General features: G+C 62.5%; 20 protein-coding genes. 15 read left to right on the top strand and 5 right to left on the bottom strand.

What is annotated here, in order from left to right; all coding sequences use genetic code 11:
- The first annotated feature begins 77 nt into the window (after positions 1-77).
- The 6 genes from VFV96_14755 to VFV96_14730 all read left to right on the top strand — a co-directional run bounded on the left by VFV96_14755 (position 78) and on the right by VFV96_14730 (position 4,450).
- Positions 78-359: a hypothetical protein gene (locus tag VFV96_14755; GenBank protein ID HEU5071662.1), complete on the top strand. Its 282-nt coding sequence runs from the start codon at positions 78-80 to the stop codon at positions 357-359.
- Positions 360-996: 637 nt separating this feature from the next.
- The gene (locus VFV96_14750) at positions 997-1,392 is read left to right on the top strand and encodes an SgcJ/EcaC family oxidoreductase (protein ID HEU5071661.1); all 396 of its coding nucleotides are present in this window, start codon (positions 997-999) and stop codon (positions 1,390-1,392) included.
- A 360-nt stretch (positions 1,393-1,752) separates the two neighbouring features.
- Positions 1,753-2,901, top strand: a complete 1,149-nt coding sequence (locus VFV96_14745) for a glycoside hydrolase family 172 protein (protein HEU5071660.1) — start codon at positions 1,753-1,755, stop codon at positions 2,899-2,901.
- A gap of 150 nt (positions 2,902-3,051) precedes the next feature.
- Positions 3,052-3,381, top strand: coding sequence for a hypothetical protein (locus VFV96_14740; GenBank protein HEU5071659.1), 330 nt, complete (start codon positions 3,052-3,054; stop codon positions 3,379-3,381).
- Positions 3,382-3,384: 3 nt separating this feature from the next.
- Positions 3,385-3,879, top strand: a complete 495-nt coding sequence (locus VFV96_14735) for a hypothetical protein (protein HEU5071658.1) — start codon at positions 3,385-3,387, stop codon at positions 3,877-3,879.
- Positions 3,866-4,450, top strand: a complete 585-nt coding sequence (locus VFV96_14730; protein HEU5071657.1) for a sigma-70 family RNA polymerase sigma factor — start codon at positions 3,866-3,868, stop codon at positions 4,448-4,450. The genes VFV96_14735 and VFV96_14730 overlap by 14 nt, the downstream gene beginning before the upstream one ends.
- Positions 4,451-4,464: 14 nt before the next feature.
- On the opposite strand, the gene thiD is transcribed toward VFV96_14730, so the two are convergent.
- Positions 4,465-5,265 (bottom strand): bifunctional hydroxymethylpyrimidine kinase/phosphomethylpyrimidine kinase, encoded by an 801-nt coding sequence (gene thiD / locus VFV96_14725; GenBank protein ID HEU5071656.1) that lies wholly within the window; start codon positions 5,263-5,265, stop codon positions 4,465-4,467.
- A 27-nt stretch (positions 5,266-5,292) separates the two neighbouring features.
- Positions 5,293-6,084 (bottom strand): prepilin-type N-terminal cleavage/methylation domain-containing protein, encoded by a 792-nt coding sequence (locus VFV96_14720; protein HEU5071655.1) that lies wholly within the window; start codon positions 6,082-6,084, stop codon positions 5,293-5,295.
- A gap of 159 nt (positions 6,085-6,243) precedes the next feature.
- On the opposite strand from VFV96_14720, the gene polX reads away from it, so the two are divergent.
- The 8 genes from polX to VFV96_14680 all read left to right on the top strand — a co-directional run bounded on the left by polX (position 6,244) and on the right by VFV96_14680 (position 15,372).
- The gene (polX, locus tag VFV96_14715) at positions 6,244-8,007 is read left to right on the top strand and encodes a DNA polymerase/3'-5' exonuclease PolX (GenBank protein HEU5071654.1); all 1,764 of its coding nucleotides are present in this window, start codon (positions 6,244-6,246) and stop codon (positions 8,005-8,007) included.
- A 133-nt stretch (positions 8,008-8,140) separates the two neighbouring features.
- Entirely contained in the window at positions 8,141-8,863 is a 723-nt protein-coding gene (gene infC / locus VFV96_14710; GenBank protein ID HEU5071653.1) for a translation initiation factor IF-3, read from the top strand.
- Between the two features lie 178 nt (positions 8,864-9,041).
- Complete coding sequence (locus VFV96_14705; GenBank protein HEU5071652.1) at positions 9,042-9,203, top strand: YqaE/Pmp3 family membrane protein; 162 nt, start codon at positions 9,042-9,044, stop codon at positions 9,201-9,203.
- Positions 9,204-9,283: 80 nt separating this feature from the next.
- Positions 9,284-10,468 carry a hypothetical protein gene (locus VFV96_14700; protein HEU5071651.1) on the top strand — a complete coding sequence of 395 codons (1,185 nt, stop codon included), beginning with the start codon at positions 9,284-9,286 and terminating at the stop codon, positions 10,466-10,468.
- Positions 10,469-10,613: 145 nt separating this feature from the next.
- Entirely contained in the window at positions 10,614-12,026 is a 1,413-nt protein-coding gene (locus VFV96_14695; protein ID HEU5071650.1) for a nitrilase-related carbon-nitrogen hydrolase, read from the top strand.
- Entirely contained in the window at positions 12,023-14,173 is a 2,151-nt protein-coding gene (locus VFV96_14690; GenBank protein ID HEU5071649.1) for an AMP-binding protein, read from the top strand. Before VFV96_14695 ends, VFV96_14690 begins: the two co-directional genes overlap by 4 nt.
- Positions 14,174-14,194: 21 nt before the next feature.
- Positions 14,195-14,572 carry a hypothetical protein gene (locus VFV96_14685; protein ID HEU5071648.1) on the top strand — a complete coding sequence of 126 codons (378 nt, stop codon included), beginning with the start codon at positions 14,195-14,197 and terminating at the stop codon, positions 14,570-14,572.
- Complete coding sequence (locus tag VFV96_14680) at positions 14,572-15,372, top strand: alpha/beta hydrolase (protein HEU5071647.1); 801 nt, start codon at positions 14,572-14,574, stop codon at positions 15,370-15,372. The genes VFV96_14685 and VFV96_14680 overlap by 1 nt, the downstream gene beginning before the upstream one ends.
- Here VFV96_14680 and VFV96_14675 read toward each other — a convergent pair.
- The 3 genes from VFV96_14675 to rho all read right to left on the bottom strand — a co-directional run bounded on the left by VFV96_14675 (position 15,369) and on the right by rho (position 18,361).
- A complete protein-coding gene (locus tag VFV96_14675) occupies positions 15,369-16,025 on the bottom strand; it encodes a response regulator (GenBank protein HEU5071646.1) in 657 nt (218 codons plus the stop codon). The two genes, VFV96_14680 and VFV96_14675, sit on opposite strands and share 4 nt — an antisense overlap.
- Before the next feature lie 157 nt (positions 16,026-16,182).
- Positions 16,183-17,181, bottom strand: coding sequence for a WYL domain-containing protein (locus VFV96_14670; GenBank protein HEU5071645.1), 999 nt, complete (start codon positions 17,179-17,181; stop codon positions 16,183-16,185).
- Positions 17,182-17,233: 52 nt separating this feature from the next.
- Positions 17,234-18,361, bottom strand: coding sequence for a transcription termination factor Rho (gene rho / locus VFV96_14665; GenBank protein HEU5071644.1), 1,128 nt, complete (start codon positions 18,359-18,361; stop codon positions 17,234-17,236).
- Positions 18,362-20,411: 2,050 nt separating this feature from the next.
- Here rho and VFV96_14660 point away from each other — a divergent pair.
- A partial coding sequence (locus tag VFV96_14660) for a hypothetical protein (GenBank protein ID HEU5071643.1) occupies positions 20,412-20,767 on the top strand: 356 nt, incomplete at its 3' end.

Here is a 20,767-nt window from a genome sequence, read left to right as displayed (position 1 = left end):
CGCGGCGCAACCCACGTTTGCACCGGAGAGCAGACACCCCTTCCACCTTCAACGAAAGCCATACTGGCTAGCCCACTATGAGTATCGAAGCACTACTCTGGGGCATCCTGCCGACGATGGTTGCTTTGTGCGCAGTTATTGTTTCGTTGTTCGTAGCATGTCGAGCGCGCCGGGTTTTGCACTTCGTAGCCAGCGCAGTCGTGATTGGTGCTGTCGCTTGGTCGCTCCTGATTTTGTATCGGATTTTCATTTTGGGTGCATGGCCGACTTATCTGCCTCACCTTGCCATCGGAGTTGCTTTGTTTATTGTCATGGCACAGACCTTTTTGTTCAGAAGCAAGAGACATGACGTGGTCTAACCAATCGCGAGCCCGTGTGAAAACTCCCGGTGGAGTTCAGGTTGGCAACGTGTCGGAGTGATTTTTCCTGGGGAGTCGGTGGGTGCTTCTCGCAGTCCGATGGCAAGGGCGGACGGTATTCCCAGCGGTCCGGGTGATGATCCCGACGGGAACGGGTCGTTCGGACTCACCCAGAGCTCCGCCGGGAGCTTTCAACTCACCGCTTTCAGCAACTGCCCGAAGCGCACCAGGTTCAGCACCCGTTTCAGGTGGACTCGCTCCCTCCCGCTCACTCGGCCCTGTGGGCCTTTGCCGGTGCCAAATTCCTTTCGCGGCTTCCCAAGCCGCTCAAGTGTAGGCCAGCGTCATCAGGCTCCATTCGGTCCGCACTTTCACCAGTCCCTTGAGTTGAAAGTGCGTGTCGCCAGACCACCGCTTGGCGGCGGGCCTTTTGCGGCTCGACAGGCTTGGGCTTCGCCGAGTAGATAGGTCTGCATGGTGGGTGCTGTTCGTCGCTGCGTTGTCGGGGGCGTGTGTCCCACAACTTGTGGCTCGGCGACCTGCATCCCAAGCCGCAACCCACGTTTACGCCGGAGCGCAGACACCACTTTCGCCTTCAGCGAAGGCCTACGGGCCAGGCGGCATGACGTTGACATATATGAACGGGGAGCAAGACAAACAGAAGATTCAAGAGGTGATCGCCAGTTGGATGCGTGCATCGGCGGAGGGTGATTTAGACCTAGTCCTGAGCCTCATGGCCGAGGACGTTGTTTTTCTTTTGGCGGGTCAGCCGCAGATGCGCGGTCGAGATGCCTTTGCTGCCGCATTCCGTTCAGCCGTTGGGCAAGTTCGCATCGAAGGCAAGCCGGACATTCAGGAGATTCAGGTCATGGGAGCTTACGCTTTTTGTTGGAATCAGCTTTCATTGACCGTGACTCCTCTGGCGGGCGGGCCACCCAAGCAACGCGCCGGTCCCATACTGTCGGTTTTTCGCAAAGAGCCAGATGGTCGTTGGGTGCTTTTCCGTGATGCAAATATGCTCACGGCGGTATGAGGGAGTGGGCTGCCGCAGTGAAACGCCTCGCAAGCAACTGGGCGTGTAAGTTCATGTAGCGGTAGGTTTGAAGCCGAGGGCGGTGGCGGATGGGCGGAGGCGTTGGATCTTCTTCAGCTTCAGTTTTTCTCCGGCGTGCTGTCACACGGCCGGGTCGTAAGGCTTCGGGTGTTTGATCAGGTGCCAGAGGAAGCAGACCGAACCACGCCCGGCATTCCGGGTCCAGGACGGGTTTGATGCCGGGCGGATTGCGTCCGCATTGAATCAGTTGCCCCCGGTGAACGTCGTTGTCATCATGCGTCTCCCAGCCCGTTGGAACGAACCCGCGTGAACGTGCACAACCACAAACTCCCGCAACTCATGAAACCCACCCGCATCTTTTCCGTCATGCTGCTTCTGCTCGGCGCCTGGCTGCGTCCGGGCGCCCTTCCGGCCCAGCCCCTGCCCGAGGCCGGACTGGCCGGCCTGTTTCGCACGTCGTCCGCGTTGAGCCGGTCGGTCAGCCCGGAGAATTTCACGGGCGAAAAGGGCCGCGCCGGCATGGCCACGAACGGCACGGGCCGGCACGCCGCCAGCGAACTGGGCCAGGGCTGGAAGGTTTCGCCGTCCGTGCAAATCAAGGCCGGCGAAACGTTCACGCTGGCGGACCTCAAAGGGCCGGGTGCGTTGCAGCAGATTTGGATGACGCCCACCGGGAACTGGCGCCGGTCGATCCTCCGGTTCTACTGGGACGGCGAAAAGGAGCCGTCGGTCGAGTGCCCGGTCGGCGACTTCTTCGCGTGCGGCCTCGGTCACTACGCGCAGATCAACTCGCTGGCGGTATGTGTGAATCCGGGCAGCGCGTTCAATTGCTACTGGCCCATGCCCTTTCGCAAGGCGGCGCGGGTGACGCTGGAGAACCGGGACGACCAGCCGATGGTGCTTTACTATCAGATCAACTACACGCTCGCGAAAGTGCCGCGCGACGCCGGCTATTTTCACGTGCAATTCCGTCAGGAATCGCCGCTTCGGGAAAAGGGCCTCTACACCATCCTCGACGGCGTGACCGGGCGCGGCCAATACGTCGGCACCTATCTGACGTGGGAGACGCACAACTCCGGCTGGTGGGGCGAAGGCGAAATCAAGTTCTACCTGGATGGCGACCAGAAATTCCCCACTATCTGCGGCACGGGCACGGAAGATTATTTCTGTGGCTCCTACAATTTCGAAAACCGCGCGACGCGGAAGTATCAGCCGTTTTCGACGCCTTATTCCGGCCTCACGCAGGTGCTGCCACCGGACAAGGCTTACGAGCCGGGTCAGCGGTTTGGATTGTATCGCTGGCACATTCCCGACCCGGTCCGCTTCCAGAAGGATCTGCGCGTCACAATTCAGGCGCTGGGCTGGAAGGACGGCGGACTCTACCGGCAGTTGGACGACCGGATTTCCTCCGTGGCCTACTGGTATCAAACCGAGCCGCACCGGCCGTTCCCGAAGTTGCCGGACCGCGCGGCGCTCGACTGGCCGTGAGCGCGGCCATTCCACGGGTGCGGGACGCAAAAAAAGCTGCGGGATTCTCCCCGCCCCGGGGTAAGCTGAGTGAGGGCGTCTGGCCGCGCATTATCCGACGCCAGCCGCCCGGTTAAATGGCGAACGCCCGATGTTCGCGGGCTCAAGTATATGTCGATAAAAACATCAAATCCGGATGCCGATGAACGGTTGCAAACCGTCCTGCGCGACGCCCGTCCAACCGCGTCACTGCCGTCCAACTTCCAGGCGCAAGTGTGGCAACGCATTGCCAAAGCGGAAGCCGCCTCCGGCCGCCCGGCCGGGGGACGCTGGCTCGAACAGCTGGTCGGCTGGCTGCTGCGACCGCGCTTTGCGGTGGCCGTGGCCACCTTCGCCCTGTTGGCCGGGGCGGTAATCGGTTCACTCGACGGTGTCGCCCAGGCGAAACAAGCCGCCCAGGCGCGTTACGTCGCCACCGTGGCCATGCCGTTCATCCCCTGACGCATGCGCAAGCCGGTCATGGTTCTGCTGCTCGCCCTGGCGCTGGTTGCCGGGGTGTTTGGGGCCGCGTTCGTGTGCGCCCGGCACTGGTGCGTCGCGCGGATGGCCCAATCCACGGACGATCTGGACTGGCTCCGCATGGAATTTCACCTGACGGCTGCGGACCTCGCCCGCATCCGCCATTTGCACGAAGGCTATCTGCCCATTTGCGCCGCCAACTGCGAGCGCATCGCCGTCAAGAAACAGGAACTCGCCGCCGCCGAAGCCGCCGGAACCAATTCCCCGGCCCGCCTCGCGGAACTGCGCGCGGAAGTGACCGCGCTGCGCACCAAATGCCAGGGCGAAATGCTGGCCCACTTTGAAGCGGTGAGCCGCGCCATGCCGGCCGACCAGGGGGCGCGTTACCTCGCTGAAATGAAGCGGCTCACCCTGGGCGACCACGAACAGGTCGAGGCGTCGATGGCGGGAACGAACGGTCACGTGCATGACCACCCTTGAGGCAGACGCCCGCGACCGGGCCGACATGGAAAAGTTGCAGGCCGGCCACGCGACCGCGCTGGACGACTTGATGGAGCGGCACGCCCCGGCGGTGTTCGGGTTTCTCGCGCGCATGCTGCAAAACGAAGACGACGCGAACGATCTGGCGCAGGAAACCTTCGTGCGGGTTTACCGGGCGCGCGACCGCTTCCGGCCAAACCTGCGCTTCAGCACATGGCTGTTCACCATCGCGGCGAATCTGGCCCGCAACCAGATTCGCTGGCGCACGCGGCATCCGAACGTTTCACTGCACGCGGAACTTTCCCCCGCCGAACCCGCCCTGGCGGACACCCTGCCTGCCTCCGATCCATCGCCCCGCGAACAGACCGTGGCCGAAGAACGCGCCGCGGCCGTGCGCGCCGCCGTGAATGATTTGCCGGCCGACCTGCGGGAAGCCATCGTCCTCTGCGAATGGGAGGAACACAGTCTGAACGCGGCGGCAGCCCTGGTGGGCACCACGCCGAAGGCGATTGAATCGCGGCTTTACCGGGCGCGCCGCCAGCTGCGGGAAAAACTTCACCGCTGGTTGTAACCCGCCGGGCGGGGTCAGGCCGGCCGGCCGCCGCCCCAGTGAAGCACGAAATGCCGTCCAGCCCGCTGGCTGTTGGCAATGGCGTGGGAAATGAATTCCTTCGCCCGCGGCACCGCGACCGGAAGGGAAAGGCCGCGCGCCAGCCCGGCGGTGATCGCCGCCGAGTAAGTGCAACCCGTGCCGTGCGTGGAAACGCCTTTCACGAAGGGCGCGCTCAGCAACAACTCCACCCGCCCGTCGTAAAACACGTCCACCGCCTCGGTCAATCCGCGCAGATGCCCGCCCTTGACCAGCACCGCGCAGCCGCAACGGGCGTGAATCGTCCGCGCGGCAGCACGCAGGTCTTCCACGGAGCAGAGTTTCATGTCGGCGAGGAGCTCCGCCTCGTCCAGGTTGGGCGTGACGATGGCGGCCAGCGGCAGCAGTTCGTTCCGGAGGGCCGCGATGGCGGATGCTTTGAGCAACCGCGCGCCGCTCGTCGCCACCATCACGGGATCCACCACGAGCGGCGGGGCCGGGCGCCGCTTGAAGCGTTCCACCACCACCCGAACCAGCGGCGCGGAGAGCAGCATTCCCGTCTTCACCGCCGCCGGTTTCAACTCCGCGAAGACCGCCTCCAGTTGCCGGCGCAAAAAATCGGGCGAACTCGCCTGAATGCCCGAAACGCCCCGCGGATTCTGTGCGGTCAGGCAGGTGACGGCGCTCGTGCCATGGACGCCGAGCGCGTGGAAGGTTTTGAGGTCGGCCTGTATGCCGGCGCCGCCGCCGCTGTCCGAGCCGGCGATGGTGAGAGCGATGGGAATTGCTGGAGTCATGGATGCGGGGCGCGGCCGGGGCGCGATTCAAGGGCTGCGAACGGACGCGTGCTCGCGCAGCCACGCGAGGTCCGTGTTGCCGGAGGAGACGAAGGTGAAATGTCCGCCGTCGCCGGCCGTGCCCCCGTTTTTGGCCGCAGCAATGGTTTCCGCCTCACGCCAGCGGTGCGATTCCACGTGGCCATCCGCAAAGGCGAGGTTGCCCGAGCCGTCGTGCTCGGCGGAAGGCCGGTGGTAAAACCACGTGCTGCCGTAAAACACGAAGGCGGGCAGACACAGATTCAGCGGCGCCCCATCCACAAAGGTGAACAGTTCGCTGGGCTTCGGCACATCCGCCTGCTTGCGGAACGTCACGTAATTGGCGCTCGGCTCGCTGCCGGCCGGCCAGCCGAAGTAGCAATTCAGGGAATAGCTGCGCAGTTTGGTATATTTCACGCCCTGCCACTCGGGTTCCTGCCGGTCGGCCGGGCATTTGTAGATGCCAAGGCTTTTGACATAACCGGCGAACAACGCGTAGTCGTCATTCCGCAGACAATCCTCGTTGGTGAAGAATTGTGGGTAAAGATGCTCGCCCCCGGCGACCCAAAACTTCGCTTTGCCCAAGTCCGCGTAGCTGTTGAGAAAGCCGTTCGCGACCAGCCGGCCCTCGTGGTCGTCCGCGTAAAGCTGGAAGGGCAAGGCCAGCTGGCGGAGGTTGTTGAGGCACTGCACCCGGTAGGCCTTGCTCTTGGCCCGGGACAACGCCGGCAACAACAACGCCGCGAGGATTGCGATGATGGCAATCACGACAAGCAGTTCGATGAGGGTGAAGGCACCCACCGGCTTTGCATGTTTTCGTGATGGACCCAAGGTTGGCATGGCCAAGACAACCGCAACTTACCCGACCTGCCGCGACAGGGAAAGGCACGTTTCAGGGCGGCCGCCGGCCGCGCCGAATTCGCACTCCCCACGCCGCCAGCTTGGGATTATCGTGACGCCATGAACAAGGACGAAGTGGCCGAAATTCTCGTGAACATCGGCACGTTGCTGGAGTTGAAGGGTGAAAATCCGTTCAAGACGCGCGCCTATCACAACGCCGCCCGCGCCATCGAAAGCACGAGCGAGTCGCTGGACAAATTGATCGCCGAGGACCGGCTGGGCGAACTCAAGGGCATCGGCGAGGCGTTGCGGGAGAAGATCACCACGCTCGTCACCACCGGCCGCCTGCCCTATTACGAGGAACTCCGCGCCTCCGTGCCGAAGGGGCTCGTGGACATGCTTGAGATTCCCGGCCTCGGTCCGAAAAAGCTGCTCGCCCTGCACAAACAGCTCGGCATCGAAAACACTGACCAGCTTGAACAGGCCTGCAAAGACGGCAAGGTGGCCGGCCTCGCCGGCTTCGGGGAAAAGACCCAGCAGAATCTGCTTGAAGGGATTCATCGCCGGCGCGCCTACGCCTCGCGCCATCTGCTGGGCGATGCCCTGCGCGTGGCCGAACCGCTGCTCGAAGAGTTGCGCCAGCATCCGGCCGTGACGCGTTGCAGCACCGCCGGCAGCCTGCGCCGGCACAAGGAGGTCATTGGTGACATTGACCTGCTGGCGTCGTCGCGCAAACCGGCGGCGGTGATCGACTTTTTCACGCAACTGCCCGGCATCCTCAACGTGATTGCCAAGGGCGAGACCAAGGCGAGCGTGCTGCTCGAAGGCGGCATCCAGGCCGACTTGCGCGTCGTCAGCGACGCGGAGTTCCCGTTTGCACTCGCCTATTTCACCGGCAGCAAGGAGCACAACATCGTCATGCGCCAGCGCGCCATCGCCCGCGGCCTGCGGCTGAACGAATACGGCCTGTTCAAGTCGAAGGAGGAAACCCGCGACCCCAAGCTGCTCGTGCCCTGCGCGACGGAAGAGGCCATTTTCGAAACGCTGGGGCTCGCTTACGTGCCGCCGGAATTGCGGGAAGCCATGGGCGAATTCGCCGCGGCGGAAAAGGGCGAACTGCCCCGGCTCATTGAATGGAGCGACCTGCGCGGCTCCCTGCACAATCACTCCACGTGGAGCGACGGCCATCAGACACTGGAGGAGATCGCGCGCAGCATGATGGGGCTGGGCTGCGCCTATTGGGCCGTGACGGATCATTCCAAGGCGTCCTTCCAAGCCAACGGGCTCGACGAGGCGCGCGTGCGGCAACAACTCAAGGCCATCCGTGATGTCAACCAGAAGCTGGCGGATGAGGGCGAGGATTTCCGTCTGCTCACGGGCACCGAGGTGGATGTTCTCAAGGATGGCCGGCTGGATTTTCCCGATGACCTGCTGGCGGAACTGGACGTGGTGGTGGCCAGCATTCACCAGAGCTTCACCCTGAGCGAAGCCGAAATGACCGCGCGCCTCGTGGGCGCGGCGCGGAATCCGTTCGTTCACATGCTCGGCCATCTCACCGGCCGGCTGTTGCTCGAACGCGAGCCTTACCACGTGAACCATCAGGCGGTCATCGACGCCTGCGCCGCAACGGGCACGTGGATTGAACTCAACGCCAGTCCATTGCGGTTCGACATGGACTGGCGCCACTGGCCTTACGCAAAGTCGCAAGGCGTGAAATGCGTCATCAACTGCGATGCCCACCGGTTTGAGCATGCGGGGTGGTTGCGGCTGGGAGCCGGCATCGCCCGCAAGGGTGGCCTGGAAAAGGGTGACGTCATCAACACCCTGCCTCTTGAGAGGCTCCGGAAGGCGCTGCTCGCCAAACGCGCCGCAAAGACACGATAATCATGGTTTCCACGATGCATTTTATGCTTGCGAGATGCCGACCAGCCGCTTAACTAGCCCACGTCAGCAACGGATTTTGGGTTTCAGACGTGTTTAATATCAGAATGCAACATCTCCAACCGGTGAGGGTCGCTTGAGTCGGCCTTACTCTCCACGCAGTTCCAATTCACAGGCTTCCTTCATTCGGGTTAACGGGAAAATCCGTGCCCGGGAAGTCCGCGTCGTCGGCGACGAGGGCAAGCAGTTGGGCGTCATGCCGCTGGGCGATGCCTTGAACCTGGCCCGCCAGCAGGGCGTTGACCTGGTCGAAATCGCCCCCAATGCCAATCCGCCCGTCTGCCGGATCGTGGACTTCGGCAAGTTCCGCTACGAGCAGGCCAAGAAGGAAAAGGAATCGCGCAAGAACCAGCACTCGGGCACGGTGAAGGAAATCCAGCTCAGCCCGCGCATTGACCCGCACGATCTCGGCGTGAAAACCAACCACGCCATCGAATTCCTGTGCGAGGACATGAAGGTCAAGGTCGCGTTGAAATTCCGCGGCCGCGAAATGGCGCACACCGAATTTGGCTTCCAGGTCATCAACAAGTTTCTGGAAAACATCGCGCCGTGGGGGCATCCCGATTTCCAGCCGAAGCTGGTCGGCCGCAACATCAACCTGATGATCAGCCCCCTGCCCCGCAACAAGCGCGCCAAGAACCCGAACGAATCCAACGAGTCCGCACCGCCGGCCAAAGCCGCCGCGGAGGAGGGCGATTCGGACCACAAGCCGGTGAAAATTCACCGGGGCGACGGTGAAGCAGAGGAATCCGGCGACGGCGCCTTCAGCAACAATCCGTTCGGCAACCTCGCCTCCTGACCCGAAGGCATTTGGCGGCCGGAGTGGAATCATCCGCTCCGGCCGTTGCCATTTCACCCCAAGCCGATCGTCGCGTGGAGCCGCCGACGGTGTGGCCTTCACCTTGGAGCTTGAGCCCCGCCCGCGGCTGGGCTAGAAGGAGACACCCATTCGGAAGCGTTCAACCAAAAGGAACACCATGACCATCGTTCAAATCCTCCTTGCCATCTTTCTGCCGCCCGTGGCGGTTTACATGAAATGCGGCACCAACAAGGATTTCATCATCAACCTGCTGCTCTGGCTGTTCACCTGCGGCATCGGCGGGATTATCCATGCCTTCATTGTGCTGAACCGGAAATAGCCGGTCGCGTCCCGCAACCGGGGAGCCGACGCCCGCCTTGCGTCGGGACGGGGATGAGAGTATCTGTGCGGCCAGAGATTATGAAAACGCTGGCCCGGTATCTTGTCGTCGGCGCGCTGCTCATCGGCTGGAGTCACCGAGCCGCGGCGGCCGAGAAGCAAAGTTCAACGCCCGGCGTGGAAGCGGCCCGTTCGCTTTCAACGATCACCGGCGTGGCCATTTCCCCGCTGCTCGGCGTCAGCGCCGTCGGCGCCTACGAGTATTTCAAGACCCCGGCGGACAAGAAGGCCAACCTGCATTGGTATGCCCAGCCTTATTTCTGGCTGCCCGGGTTGTTGCTGGTCGGCCTTGTGGCCGCTAAGGACATTCTGGGCACCGCCGCCCCCACCGCGCTCAAGAAACCCTTCGACGTCGCGGAAGCAGTCGAAAACAAGATCAGCGGCATGGTTGCGGCCGGAACGTTCGTGCCGTTCATGGTCACGGTTTTCCCCACCGCCGTCGATCAAACATCCGCCGCGCTGCACCAGGCAGGTTTCGCGGCCATTTCCGCCGCGCAACTGGGCAACTGGCTGATGGTGCCGTTCGCCATCGCGTTGTTCCTCATCGTCTGGCTGGCGTCGCACGCCATCAACATTCTAATTCTAATCAGCCCGTTCACGACCGTGGACATGGCGCTCAAATCCTTGCGCACCTCGGTGCTGGGGCTGGTCTGGCTCACCGCGACCATCAATCCCTGGCTGGGCGCGTTGTTCAGCGCCGTGGTGGTGGTGTTCGCGTGGTTCATTGCGGGCTGGGCGTTCCGCCTGCTTGTGCTGGGCTCGGTGTATTCCTGGGATTTCTTCACCTTGCGCCGGCACCGGTTCCTGCCCGTGGCCAACGGCAACTGGATGTTCGGCGCGCGCGCCATCGGCGACATGCCGATTCGCACGTATGGCAAACTGTTCACCGACCCGGCCGGCCGGCATACTTTCGAATACCGCCCCTGGCTGGTGCTCCCCAAGCGCACGCTGGAGCTGCCCCCCGGCCAATACGCCGTGGGCCGCGGGCTGTTCTATCCCGAGGTCATGCGGGTGGACGGCGAAAACACCCAGACTCTCTTCATCCTGCCGCCGCGCTACCGCGGCCACGAAGCCGACCTTGCCAAGGCCTGCGTCACTACGGATGTCCGCGACGTCGGTCTGCTCAAAGGGCTCAAATACATCGGCCGCGCCATCAAATCCCTCTTCGGGGCGGGCACGCGCGAGGAACTGCCGGCCGCCGCATAACCTGACCCGATTTCAGCGGCATAATTTTCGATGCTGGCCGGGCATTCCGGTGATTGCGATGTCGCGCGTCGCCGGTTAAACACAGTCCATGCCTGTGCGCTCAGAGAGGCCTGCCCCCGCGGGCTGGCCTGCTGTTCAACCATTCATGAGCCCGTCCATCCAAACCATCGGTCCGCTTGCGCTGCTCGGATGGTCACTCCTGGCCGTGCTCAGTTTTCAAGCGGCCCAGTTCACCGGGATTGGCTGGCTGATAATACCCTGTGCTTACGCGTTGATCGAAATCAGCCGGGCCGCCACCCACCGCAAGGTTTTTTATCCGCTGCTCGGCGTGGGATTCGCGTTCTACGCGCCGCAGCTCGGCTTCTTCTGGAATATTTTTGGCCCGGCCGCGATGGCGTTGTGGCTCGTGCTGGCGTTCTGGGTCGCATTGTTCGGCCTGGCGCTGCGTGCGGTGCGCCTGCGTTGGGGGGAAGCCTGGGCGCTGGTGCTGGCGCCGTTTGTGTGGACCGGTCTCGAATACTTTCGCTGTGAACTCTACTATCTGCGCTTCGGCTGGCTGACGTTCGGGATGACCAGTTATCAGACTCCGTCGATTCAACCGGCTGGCGTTTTCGGTTTGGGCTTTCTGTTCGTGGCCATTGCGGCGGGAGCCAATCGAGTTTTTAAATCCCGCAAACTTTGGGAGATCGCCGCATTCGTCGTATGCGTGGGAATTCTGGCTGCCACCCTGTGCCCGGCCCTGATGGCCAGCCAACGGCGGGACCGGCCGGGCCTGACGGTTGCCGGTGTCCAGTTGGAAATCCCCACGGACGATCAAGTCATCTCCGGCTTGAAGAAAGCGCATAAAAAGTTTCCCGACGCGCAGTTGTTCATGCTCAGCGAATACACGTTCCAAAACCCCGTGCCGCAGACCGTCCGCGATTGGTGCGCCTCGAATCGGGTTTATCTGGTTGCCGGCGGCAAGGAACCGCTCGGCGAAACGAACTTCTACAACACCGCCTACGTCGTTGGCACGAACGGCGAGATGATCTTTCAGCAGGCCAAGAGCGTGCCGATCCAGTTCTTCAAGGACGGCCGGCCCGCGCCCGAACGCAAAGTCTGGAACTCGCCGTGGGGCAAGCTGGGCATCTTGATTTGCTACGACCTGAGCTACACGCGCGTTGTGGATGACTTCGTGCGGCAAGGCGCCATCGCCCTGCTGAATCCGACCATGGACGTCGCGGATTGGGGCGCGTCGGAGCACACGCTGCACTCCCGGATTGCGCCGGCGCGCGCCACTGAATACGGCATGCCGATTTTCCGGGTTTGCAGTTCCGGCATTTCGCAACTCGTCTCCAGCACGGGCCGCGTTCTCGCCCGCGCGCCCTTCCCCGGCGAAGGTGAAATCATCGGCGGCCGGCTGCCGCTCGACGCCCATCCGCGTCTCCCGCTGGACCGCTCGCTGGCGCCTGTTTGTGTGGGCAGCGCCGCGCTGGCGCTGCTCGCCCCCCTGCTGCCAGCCCGCAAGAAGGCCGCTTGCGCTCCTGAATCCATGTCCACCAACCTGTCGTCATCATGATCGCCCTGCTTCACTTCCTGTTGCGCCTGTTGTTCCGCTTCCGCGCCTACAACGTCGAGGCGCTGCGCACCCCCGGGCCGGTGCTGCTGCTGCCCAATCACGTCTCGTGGTGGGACTGGCTGTTCCTCGGTGTCTGCCTCGAAGAGGACTGGCGCTTTGTGACGTCCGCCACCACCGCGCAAACCAGCTGGTTGCACCGCAAGATCATGATCAACCGCCGCACCTTCCCGGTGGAAAACGATTCGCCCTACGCAGTGAAACACATGGCGGAATACCTCCAGAACGGCGGCCGCTTGGTGCTGTTTCCCGAAGGGCGGCTCTCCACCACGGGCAGTCTCATGAAACTGTTCGACGGCACCGGTTTTCTGCTGCACCGCACCAAGGCGCGCGTGGTGGTCGGGTATCTGCGCGGCGCCAGCCGGTTGAAGCCCGCCGCCAACCGCGGACACACACGATGGTTTCCGCCGGTGACGGCGCATTTCAGTTCGGTGCTGGTGCCGCCCGATCCCGGGCACGTCAGCACGGCAGTTGCGCGCACAAAAATCACCAGCTGGCTCCGCGATGAAATGTTGCGGCTGCAATTTGACACGGAAATGGATTTTGGCCCGGGGACGCTGCCCGCCGCCATCGCCGAACGCGTTCGCGAGCAGCCCGGGTTCAAAATCCTCGAGGACGTGACGTGGCAACCGCTGACGTATCGCCGCCTGTTCCTCGGGGCGGGACTGCTGGCGCAACAATGGCGGCAGCGCTTGAATCCGCGTGAGGCCGGCGCCGCCCGGTCCGCCGGCAGGCACGTCGGCGTGCTGTTGCCCAATCTCAACGCGCTGCCGGTGACGCTGCTCAGCCTGTGGGCGGCGGACAAGGTGCCCGCCATTTTGAACTACACCACCGGCCCGGCCGTCATGCTGGCCTGCGCCCAGCTGGCCGGGCTCAAACACATCATCACGTCACGCACGTTCCTGCGAAAGGCGCGCCTCGACGTAAAGCCGCTGGAGGACGCCGGCATCGAACTGCATTACCTCGAGGACGTGTGGAAAAACATTGGCGGCGGGGCGAAATTCGCCGCGTGGTTGCGCAGCCGGCTGGCCCCCGCCCGCAACCTGCGCTCGACAGCGCAAACCAACGACACGGCCGTGGTGTTGTTCACCAGCGGCTCGGAGGGCGTGCCCAAGGGGGTGGAACTCTCGCATCGGAACGTGCTCGCCAACATCCGGCAGATGTGCGCCGTCTGCGACTTGCAAAGCACGGACCGCTTCTTCACCACGCTGCCAATGTTCCACAGCTTCGGCCTGACCGTCGGGACGTTGCTGCCGCTGACGCGCGGCTCGTATCTGTTCATTTACCCCTCGCCGCTGCATTATCGGGTCGTCCCCACGGTGCTTTACGACAAGAACGCCACCGTGTTTCTCGCCACGAACACGTTCCTCGCCGGCTACGCGCGCAAGGCGCATCCTTACGACTTCCGCAGCATCCGCTACCTGTTCGCGGGTGCGGAAAAATTGCAGGAGAACACGGTGCGCATCTGGAACGAGCGCTTCGGCATCCGCGTGCTCGAAGGTTACGGCGCCACCGAATGCAGCCCGTGCGTCAGCGTCAACGTGCCGCTCAACCCGCGTCCAGGCAGCGCCGGCGAATTGCTGCCGGGCATGAACTGGAAGCTGGAACCCGTGCCCGGCGTCACGGAAGGCGGACGCCTGCTGGTGCGCGGGCCGAACGTGATGAAGGGTTACCTGAATCCCGAGGCCAACGCGAAGTTCCAGGCACTGGGCGGCTGGTATGACACCGGCGACATCGTGCACGTGGACGAGGATCATTTCATTCACATTCGCGGCCGGTTGAAACGTTTCGCCAAAGTCAGTGGCGAAATGGTCAGCCTCACCGCGGTGGAAGAGGCGCTGGCGGGAGCGTTTCCCCAATACGGATTGCGGTTCGCCATCGCGGTGGTCGCCAAGCCGGACGAGGACAAGGGCGAGCGACTCATCGCGGTCAGCAACGAACCGCGCCTGACGCTGGATAAAATTCGAGCCGCCATCAAGACCGCCGGCCTGAGCAATCTCGCCGTGCCGCGCGAACTCAAGTTCGTGAACGAGATTCCCAAGCTCGGCACCGGCAAGGTGAACCATCGCGAACTCACGCAACTCATCTGAACCACGTTTACGCCACCGCTGATGCAATCTGACTCATCCAAGGTCTGGCTTCCCGCAACGCTTTCCCTGGGCGCCGGACTGGCCGTCGGCGCTTTCGGCTTCCATTTCACCGGCGACAGTCCGCGCATTTTTCAGTATTGGCCGGTCACCGGCCTCTTCGTCGGCCTGTTGCTCGGAGGCGTTTTTCCACGACGAGCATGGCGGTGGGCCTTGGTTTTCGAGGCGGGAGTTCAAGGCGGCTGCCTGGCGTCCATGATTCCGGATTGGCTGAAGGATCCGACGTCAAACAACCTGTGGCCGCTCGCGCTCGCCTTGATCGGCGTCCTCTCGTTGCCCCCCACGTTCGTCGGCATCGGGATCGGCTGGCTGTTCCGACGCTGGACCGCGCCCGCCGATTGATGTCCGCTCCGTCTGACACGGCGGTTGTAGTGCGCTCGCACGGCCCGGCCACCCTGCCCACGCTCATCTACCTGCCCGGAATTCACGGAGATTGGACGCTGATTACACGCTTCCGCAAGGCGCTGGCGAGCCGGCGGCGGTTGGTTGAAATCACCTATCCGCGCACCCGCGTTTGGTCATTGACTGATTACGCCAAGGCGGTCGAGTGCGCCCTGCTGGAACACGGCGTCACCGCGGGCTGGCTGCTCGGGGAATCGTTTGGCTCCCAGCCCGCCTGGGAACTGGTCGGCCGTCAGCAGCGCAACGCGTCGCAGCTGAAGATCCAAGGCCTCATCCTAGCGGGCGGCTTTGTCAAACATCCCTGGCCGTGGGGCGCGTTGTTTTTACGTTCGCTCCATCAAACCATTCCCATGGAGGTTTGGCGGATGTTGCTGCGCGCTTACGGGGCGTATGCAAAATGGCGGGAACGGCCGGATGCGGACGCGGCCGCCAGCATTGCTGAATTCATCGCCCGCCGATTGCATCCGGACGATTTCAAAGCCATGGAACACCGCTACGGACTGGTGGCCCAGGAGGACGTGCGGCCAATCGCGGCGCAATGCACGTTGTCTGTGTTTCACCTCGCCGGCCTGGTGGATCCGATCGTTCCCGCGCCGCAGGTCCGGCACTGGCTCAAACATCGTTGTCCGGGATTTCAAGCCGGCCGGGTCCTGTGCCGGGCCGATCACAATGTGCTGAGCACAGCTCCGGAAGCTTCCGCGGATTTGATTTGCGCGTGGATGCAGCGGGCGCGCACCTAAACCTTTTTCAACTTCCCCAGCCAATTGAACAACGCGCCCGGTCTGATCCGGCGGGCGGCCTCTGCGCGCGGAGCGGGCGGCAGGTCCGCGTCCAAGCTGCCGTGCCCGGGCGGTTGACAGCGTCCAACCTTGCGGCGCTGATGCAATGAACGGCCCGTCAGCCGGCGCAACGGTTCATTGGCCGCCGCGCGGCAACACACCGACTGCGCGATCCGTTCCACCGGATACGTTTTCAACAGGAAGTCTGAAGCCCCCGCGTCCATGGCCACCTGATGCGACTCGTAATCGTAGTAAGTGGTCAGCATCAACACGCGGGTTGAACGGGACAGCGACTTGATGGCGGGAATGGCATCGAGCCCGCTGAGCTCGCCCATTTGAACGTCGAGCAGGATGACGTCGGGACCCAGCCGGCTGGCAAGGGCGCTCAACAAGGCATTGGGTGAATCGAACTGCCGGGTGCAGACGATGCCGCCCTGGCGTTCCAGCGATTCGGCAATCAACGTGCGCAGGGTGGCATGGTCATCCACCAGCCAGACTTGAACGGGGCCAGGGGACGGAGAAGGCGTGGCGCCCAATGCGGCCGAAGCGTCATTAGCGGGTGATAATTCGGGATGGTTCATACGTCGCTCCTTGCCGGAAGCAAAGCGCTTCACATGCCAATTTTACGGTTAATGCCCCCAGCCCGCTCCTTTACGACAAACCGGCGGAAATCAAAAGGAAAGCGGTCCCGGCCTTGTTTCGGCGGACGGTTGCCAGGAGTTTGGACCTGCGGCGAACTGAACAACGTGCCCAAGATGGAGCACGCCGCGGTCAGGCTTCGAGGATTTGGCGGGCGGCGCGCTGAACGGATTCACGCAGTTCCGACGGCTGCATGACGCGGACATTCCCGCCCCAACTGAGCACCCACCGCTCCACTTCCGCGAGACTGGAAAGCTTCAACCGTAATTCGACGCCGCCGTCCTTGAGTTCGCGCAGCTGCTGGGAATCGTGCCAGCGCTTTTCACGAATGTAATCGGCCACCTGCGCCGCAAAACGCAGCACGATTTCATACCGGCCTTCGCCGGAATGAACGCCGAAGCTGTCGCGCAGCCGCCGCTCCAGCGAGAAGCCCTGCGGACGCTGGAAACGCTGGCCGGTTTGCCTGACCGACTTGATGCGCGCGGGAACGAACGTCCGGATGTCGCGCCGCAGGTGATCGAAGGCAAAGAGGAACCATTCGCCGTTGATGTTCGCGAGGTGATACGGATCGACAATGCGCTTTTCCGGTCCGGTTGAGCCGGCCTTGCGGTAATCGAGTTCGAGCTGCTGGCGTTGCGCAGTGGCCTTCGCCAGCGCGTCAAAAATTTCAAGGTTCAGGATGGGCTCGGCCCGGGTGCGAAAGGAGATGGCCTCGCCAAGCTCGCCCAGATTGATGGAAATGGTGTCGGGCAGCGACTGTTCCATCTTGCGCAGGGCGGAAAGCAGCGGCTTCTCAAAGCTGGTGCCGCGATACTGCTCCAGCGCCTTTTCCGCCACGCACAATGCGAACAGCTCGCCCTCGGTCAGTTGCAGCGACGGAAAGGAGCCCACCTCGGCCGTGTAATGATAGCCGTTGCGCTGCGCGTCAAACTCGATGGGCAAATCCAGCCGGTCGCGCATGAAGGCGATGTCGCGGTGGATGGTTTTCGGAACCACCTCAATGGCCGCGGCCAGCGTGCTGGCATTGGGGTATTTGCCCGCCTGAATCGCCTGATGGATGCGCAGCATGCGGTCCAGCGGCGGACGGGTGTGAAGGACGGCGGGCGGAGCGGACTTCAGTTGGCGCGGCATGGCGGACACGGCTCCGGAGCACCCGGTCAGGGACCGGCGCCCTCACCGGCGTTTACTTCAATTGCGCGAGCAATTCGTCGTTGGTTTTGTATTTCCGGCAGGCGTTTTGGAGCGTTTCCATCGCCTCGATGGGGTTCAAGTCCACCATCATGCGGCGCAGCTTGCGAATCGCATCGAGATTCTTCGCCGGGAACAGCTTCTCCTCCTTGCGCGTGCCGCTGCGCGGAATGTCGAGCGCCGGGAACAAACGCCGGTCGGAAAGTTTCCGGTCGAGAATGATCTCCATGTTGCCCGTGCCCTTGAATTCCTGAAAAATCAGCTCGTCCATGCGCGAACCGGTGTCCACCAGCGCGGTGGCAATGATGGTGAGCGAGCCGCCATGCTCGATCTTGCGGGCGGAGGCAAACATCTTGCGCGGGATTTCGAGCGCACGGGCGTCCACGCCACCGGTCATCGTGCGGCCTGAGCCGCCGTGCGCGCTGTTATAGGCGCGGGCCACCCGGGTGAGCGAATCCAACAGCACAAAGACGTCCTTGCCCGCCTCCACCATCCGGCGGCAGCGCTCGATCATGAAACGCGAAAGGCGGACGTGCGTGTCGATGTCCTGGTCGTTTGAAGAGGCCACCACTTCGGCCTTCACCGAGCGTTGAAAGTCGGTGACTTCCTCGGGCCGCTCGTCAATGAGCAGCACCAGACAGTGAACGTCCGGATGATTGGTGGTGATGGCATTGCAGATTTGCTTGAGCACGGTGGTTTTGCCCGTGCGCGGCGGGGCGACAATCAGGCCGCGCGTGCCCTTGCCGATGGGCGTGACGAGGTCAATGATGCGCGTTTCCAACGCGTCCGGGGTGGTCTCAAGCTTGAACTTTTCGATCGGGTCGATCGTCGTCAGGTTCTCGAACCGGACGGCTTTGACGTATTCCTCGAAGGGCATGCCGTTGACCTTGAGCACGGAACGCAGTTGCGGGCTGGTGCCGCGGTGGGGCGGCTGGGTGGCGCCTTCGATGTGCGCGCCTTCCCGCAGAAAATTACGTTTGATGGTATCGGGCGTGACGAAAATGTCGGTCGGCTTGGGGTGGTAATGGTTTTGCGCGGTGCGCAGAAAGCCAAATCCCTTCTCGGAGATTTCGAGATACCCAGAACCCAGGTCGGTGGGCGAATTATTGTTCGCGTTGCTCATAAAAACGATGCGCCAAAGGAATCCAGAAAAGCCCTAAGAGGCTGAAATAATGAACTTTGTGAAGCCACTGTGACCCGTCAAACACCCCGTCACAGCCAACCAATCCTTCGACGCGCCAACAGATAGGCGCAAAGTGAGTTGAGCGCAACTACTATTTTCACGTTTAAAAACAAAGATCCCCGCCCGGCCTTGCGGCCGAACGGGGACCAAAGTGGGGGATGGGAGTTCGCCATGCTCTCTTTCCCATGCTGGCATTAGGCGCCTCCGGGGCTGCCAGCTTCCCGACGCTATTCTCCACGGCAAGCGGAGTCTCCGGCCTCGTAGCAGGGCCGTCCAGCGCGTCGCCGCAACTGGATTTCGAGTGAAGCTTTTCAGCTCGCTTTGACTGGTGGTTGCGCCACCGGCCTGCGAACCAGATCAAGACACGTCTGCGACTCGTTGCGCGTCTTGACCACTTAGCCTGAGGACGGCCACCGCTTTTGGCGGTGCGTTGGCCCCAAGCCACGGGTCTCGCCTCTTAACTCTCAGGTTGCCTTCGCCTCACAGTCCGGCGGTGCCGTTTTTAACATCGCCGACGTCCGGAAGTTTTTCACGAGTCTTGCCGCGACTCCGTGTCCTTCCCGGTGCGGATGCTCAGTTTGTCCCGCCTTTCGGCGTCTTTCGTTTGGCTGACCCCGATCTCTCCGGGCCGCCAGAGTCATCCGTCCGTGCTGGTGCACAGTAGCAACCACTACCCTCTGGGTAACTGCGATTCACCCAAGTCTGAAACCAACCTGGGTTACTTGACTCAACTCGGAGCGGTTTCTCATCGCCCCTGGCTGCCAAGTTCCTGTTTCGCGTTTGCCTGACGGTGCGCGAACACCGCCAGAGGAACTGGTGAATTCTGCCTCTCCGGCCTGATGTGTTTCAATCTGCCTTCGAAGGGTTGCGCCAACCAGCCTGACCCAACCTTTCCCCGGTCACCCGGGCGTATCCTTGAAACGACCGCCGACAATTTTTTCACCGGCCAACCGTTTCAGTTCTTTCAATGAACTGGTGACAGATTACCACGGAACACGCCGCCGCCAACGAATTGTTGTCCACCGGGTTGTTCACCAAACGGCCCCTGAGCTTTCCCCAACAAACCGCGGTTTTCCGCATGAAAACACCCGTCACGGCCGGTTATTGCCACGCTGTTCACCAGTCATCCACAGCCGGCAAAAAAGCGGTGAACAACTTGCCTTGTGCTTTGGAAGCCGAAAGTCTGGCGCCGCGCATGATTCAAAGAGACCCACTGAACGCGGGGGAAACTTTTTCCCATTTGCCAGAATCGAAAATCTGGGCGTCGCCAGCAGCGTCCAGTTTGGCGGGAACGCCGGCGGAACGAAGCGCGGCCACCCGCAACGGACCCCAATGCGAACAATCCGTCTGGCCGGAAGCCCAGCAGGCCGGCAACGATGTGCAAGCTTGAAGTCTGCGGCTTCAAGCAAATCCTCAGCCGTAGCTCCCGCGCCACAATCTGCGCGGCGGCGGCAACACTCGTCTCGCGGCGCACGCGCGGCGCCAGCCATTCCCACAATTCCCGCCGCCAGCCGATGTTCCCGTTTGCCCCCTGAATCCACGGGGAAAGCACAAACTCGCGCCATGCTGCGTCGCTCAATGCCGTCCCGAACTGGCAGCGCTGGAGGGAAGCCAGATTCAAGTGCTCCAACAAATCCCCAACCCGACAGTTTCCCACTGGCCTTGCCTGTGCCCCGCGCAAAAGAAGCAGGACATTTTTAGATTCTCCCGCCACCTCAATCGCACCGCCGCCTGGCAATGGGGACAGGCCGTCGCCACCGGGTCAAGTGGGTGCCGTAAAAAAGCAAAAAGCCGCCCGGTTTGGGCGGCTCGTGTGGTGAAAGGGTGGTCAGCTCTTGGCAGCCTTCCCTGCGGGCTTGGACTTTTTGGCGGCTTTTTTCCGTTTCAAGTAGGCCTCGCGGCGACGACGTTTTTGAACCTTGTTGCTTTGCTTTCCCATATCAAACTTTACATCCGGGGGTTGTTCCGTTTGTGTAGCGCCACTATGGATATGCGCATCGCACGATTCAATCTCTATTTGCTGGGCGTCCTGCTGGCGGTGCTGGCCGGCGGCTGCCAGACCGCCAAGAAGGACAAGGTCGAGGCAACGGTGCTCCGCGTGCACGCCGAGGCCACGGACAATTCGGCGTTCACCCGCGAGATTTCCATGTTCAAAAAACCCACCATCAAGCTGCGCGTGGATGATTCGCCGTTGCTGACGGAGGACCAGGTGGCCAGCGCTGCGGTCGTCAATGCGCTGGGCGGGTTCGCGCTGGTGATCAAGTTCGATCCGCGCGGCCAATGGCTGCTGGACCAGCACACTTCGCTCAACCTCGGCAAGCACTTCGCCATCTTCGTCCAGTATGG

The sequence above is a fragment of the Verrucomicrobiia bacterium genome, from assembly GCA_035765895.1.
GTDB lineage: Bacteria > Verrucomicrobiota > Verrucomicrobiia > Limisphaerales > DSYF01 > DSYF01.
The sequence above is the reverse complement of the archived record's forward strand: the minus strand, read 5'-3'. Positions and strand labels throughout refer to the sequence as shown.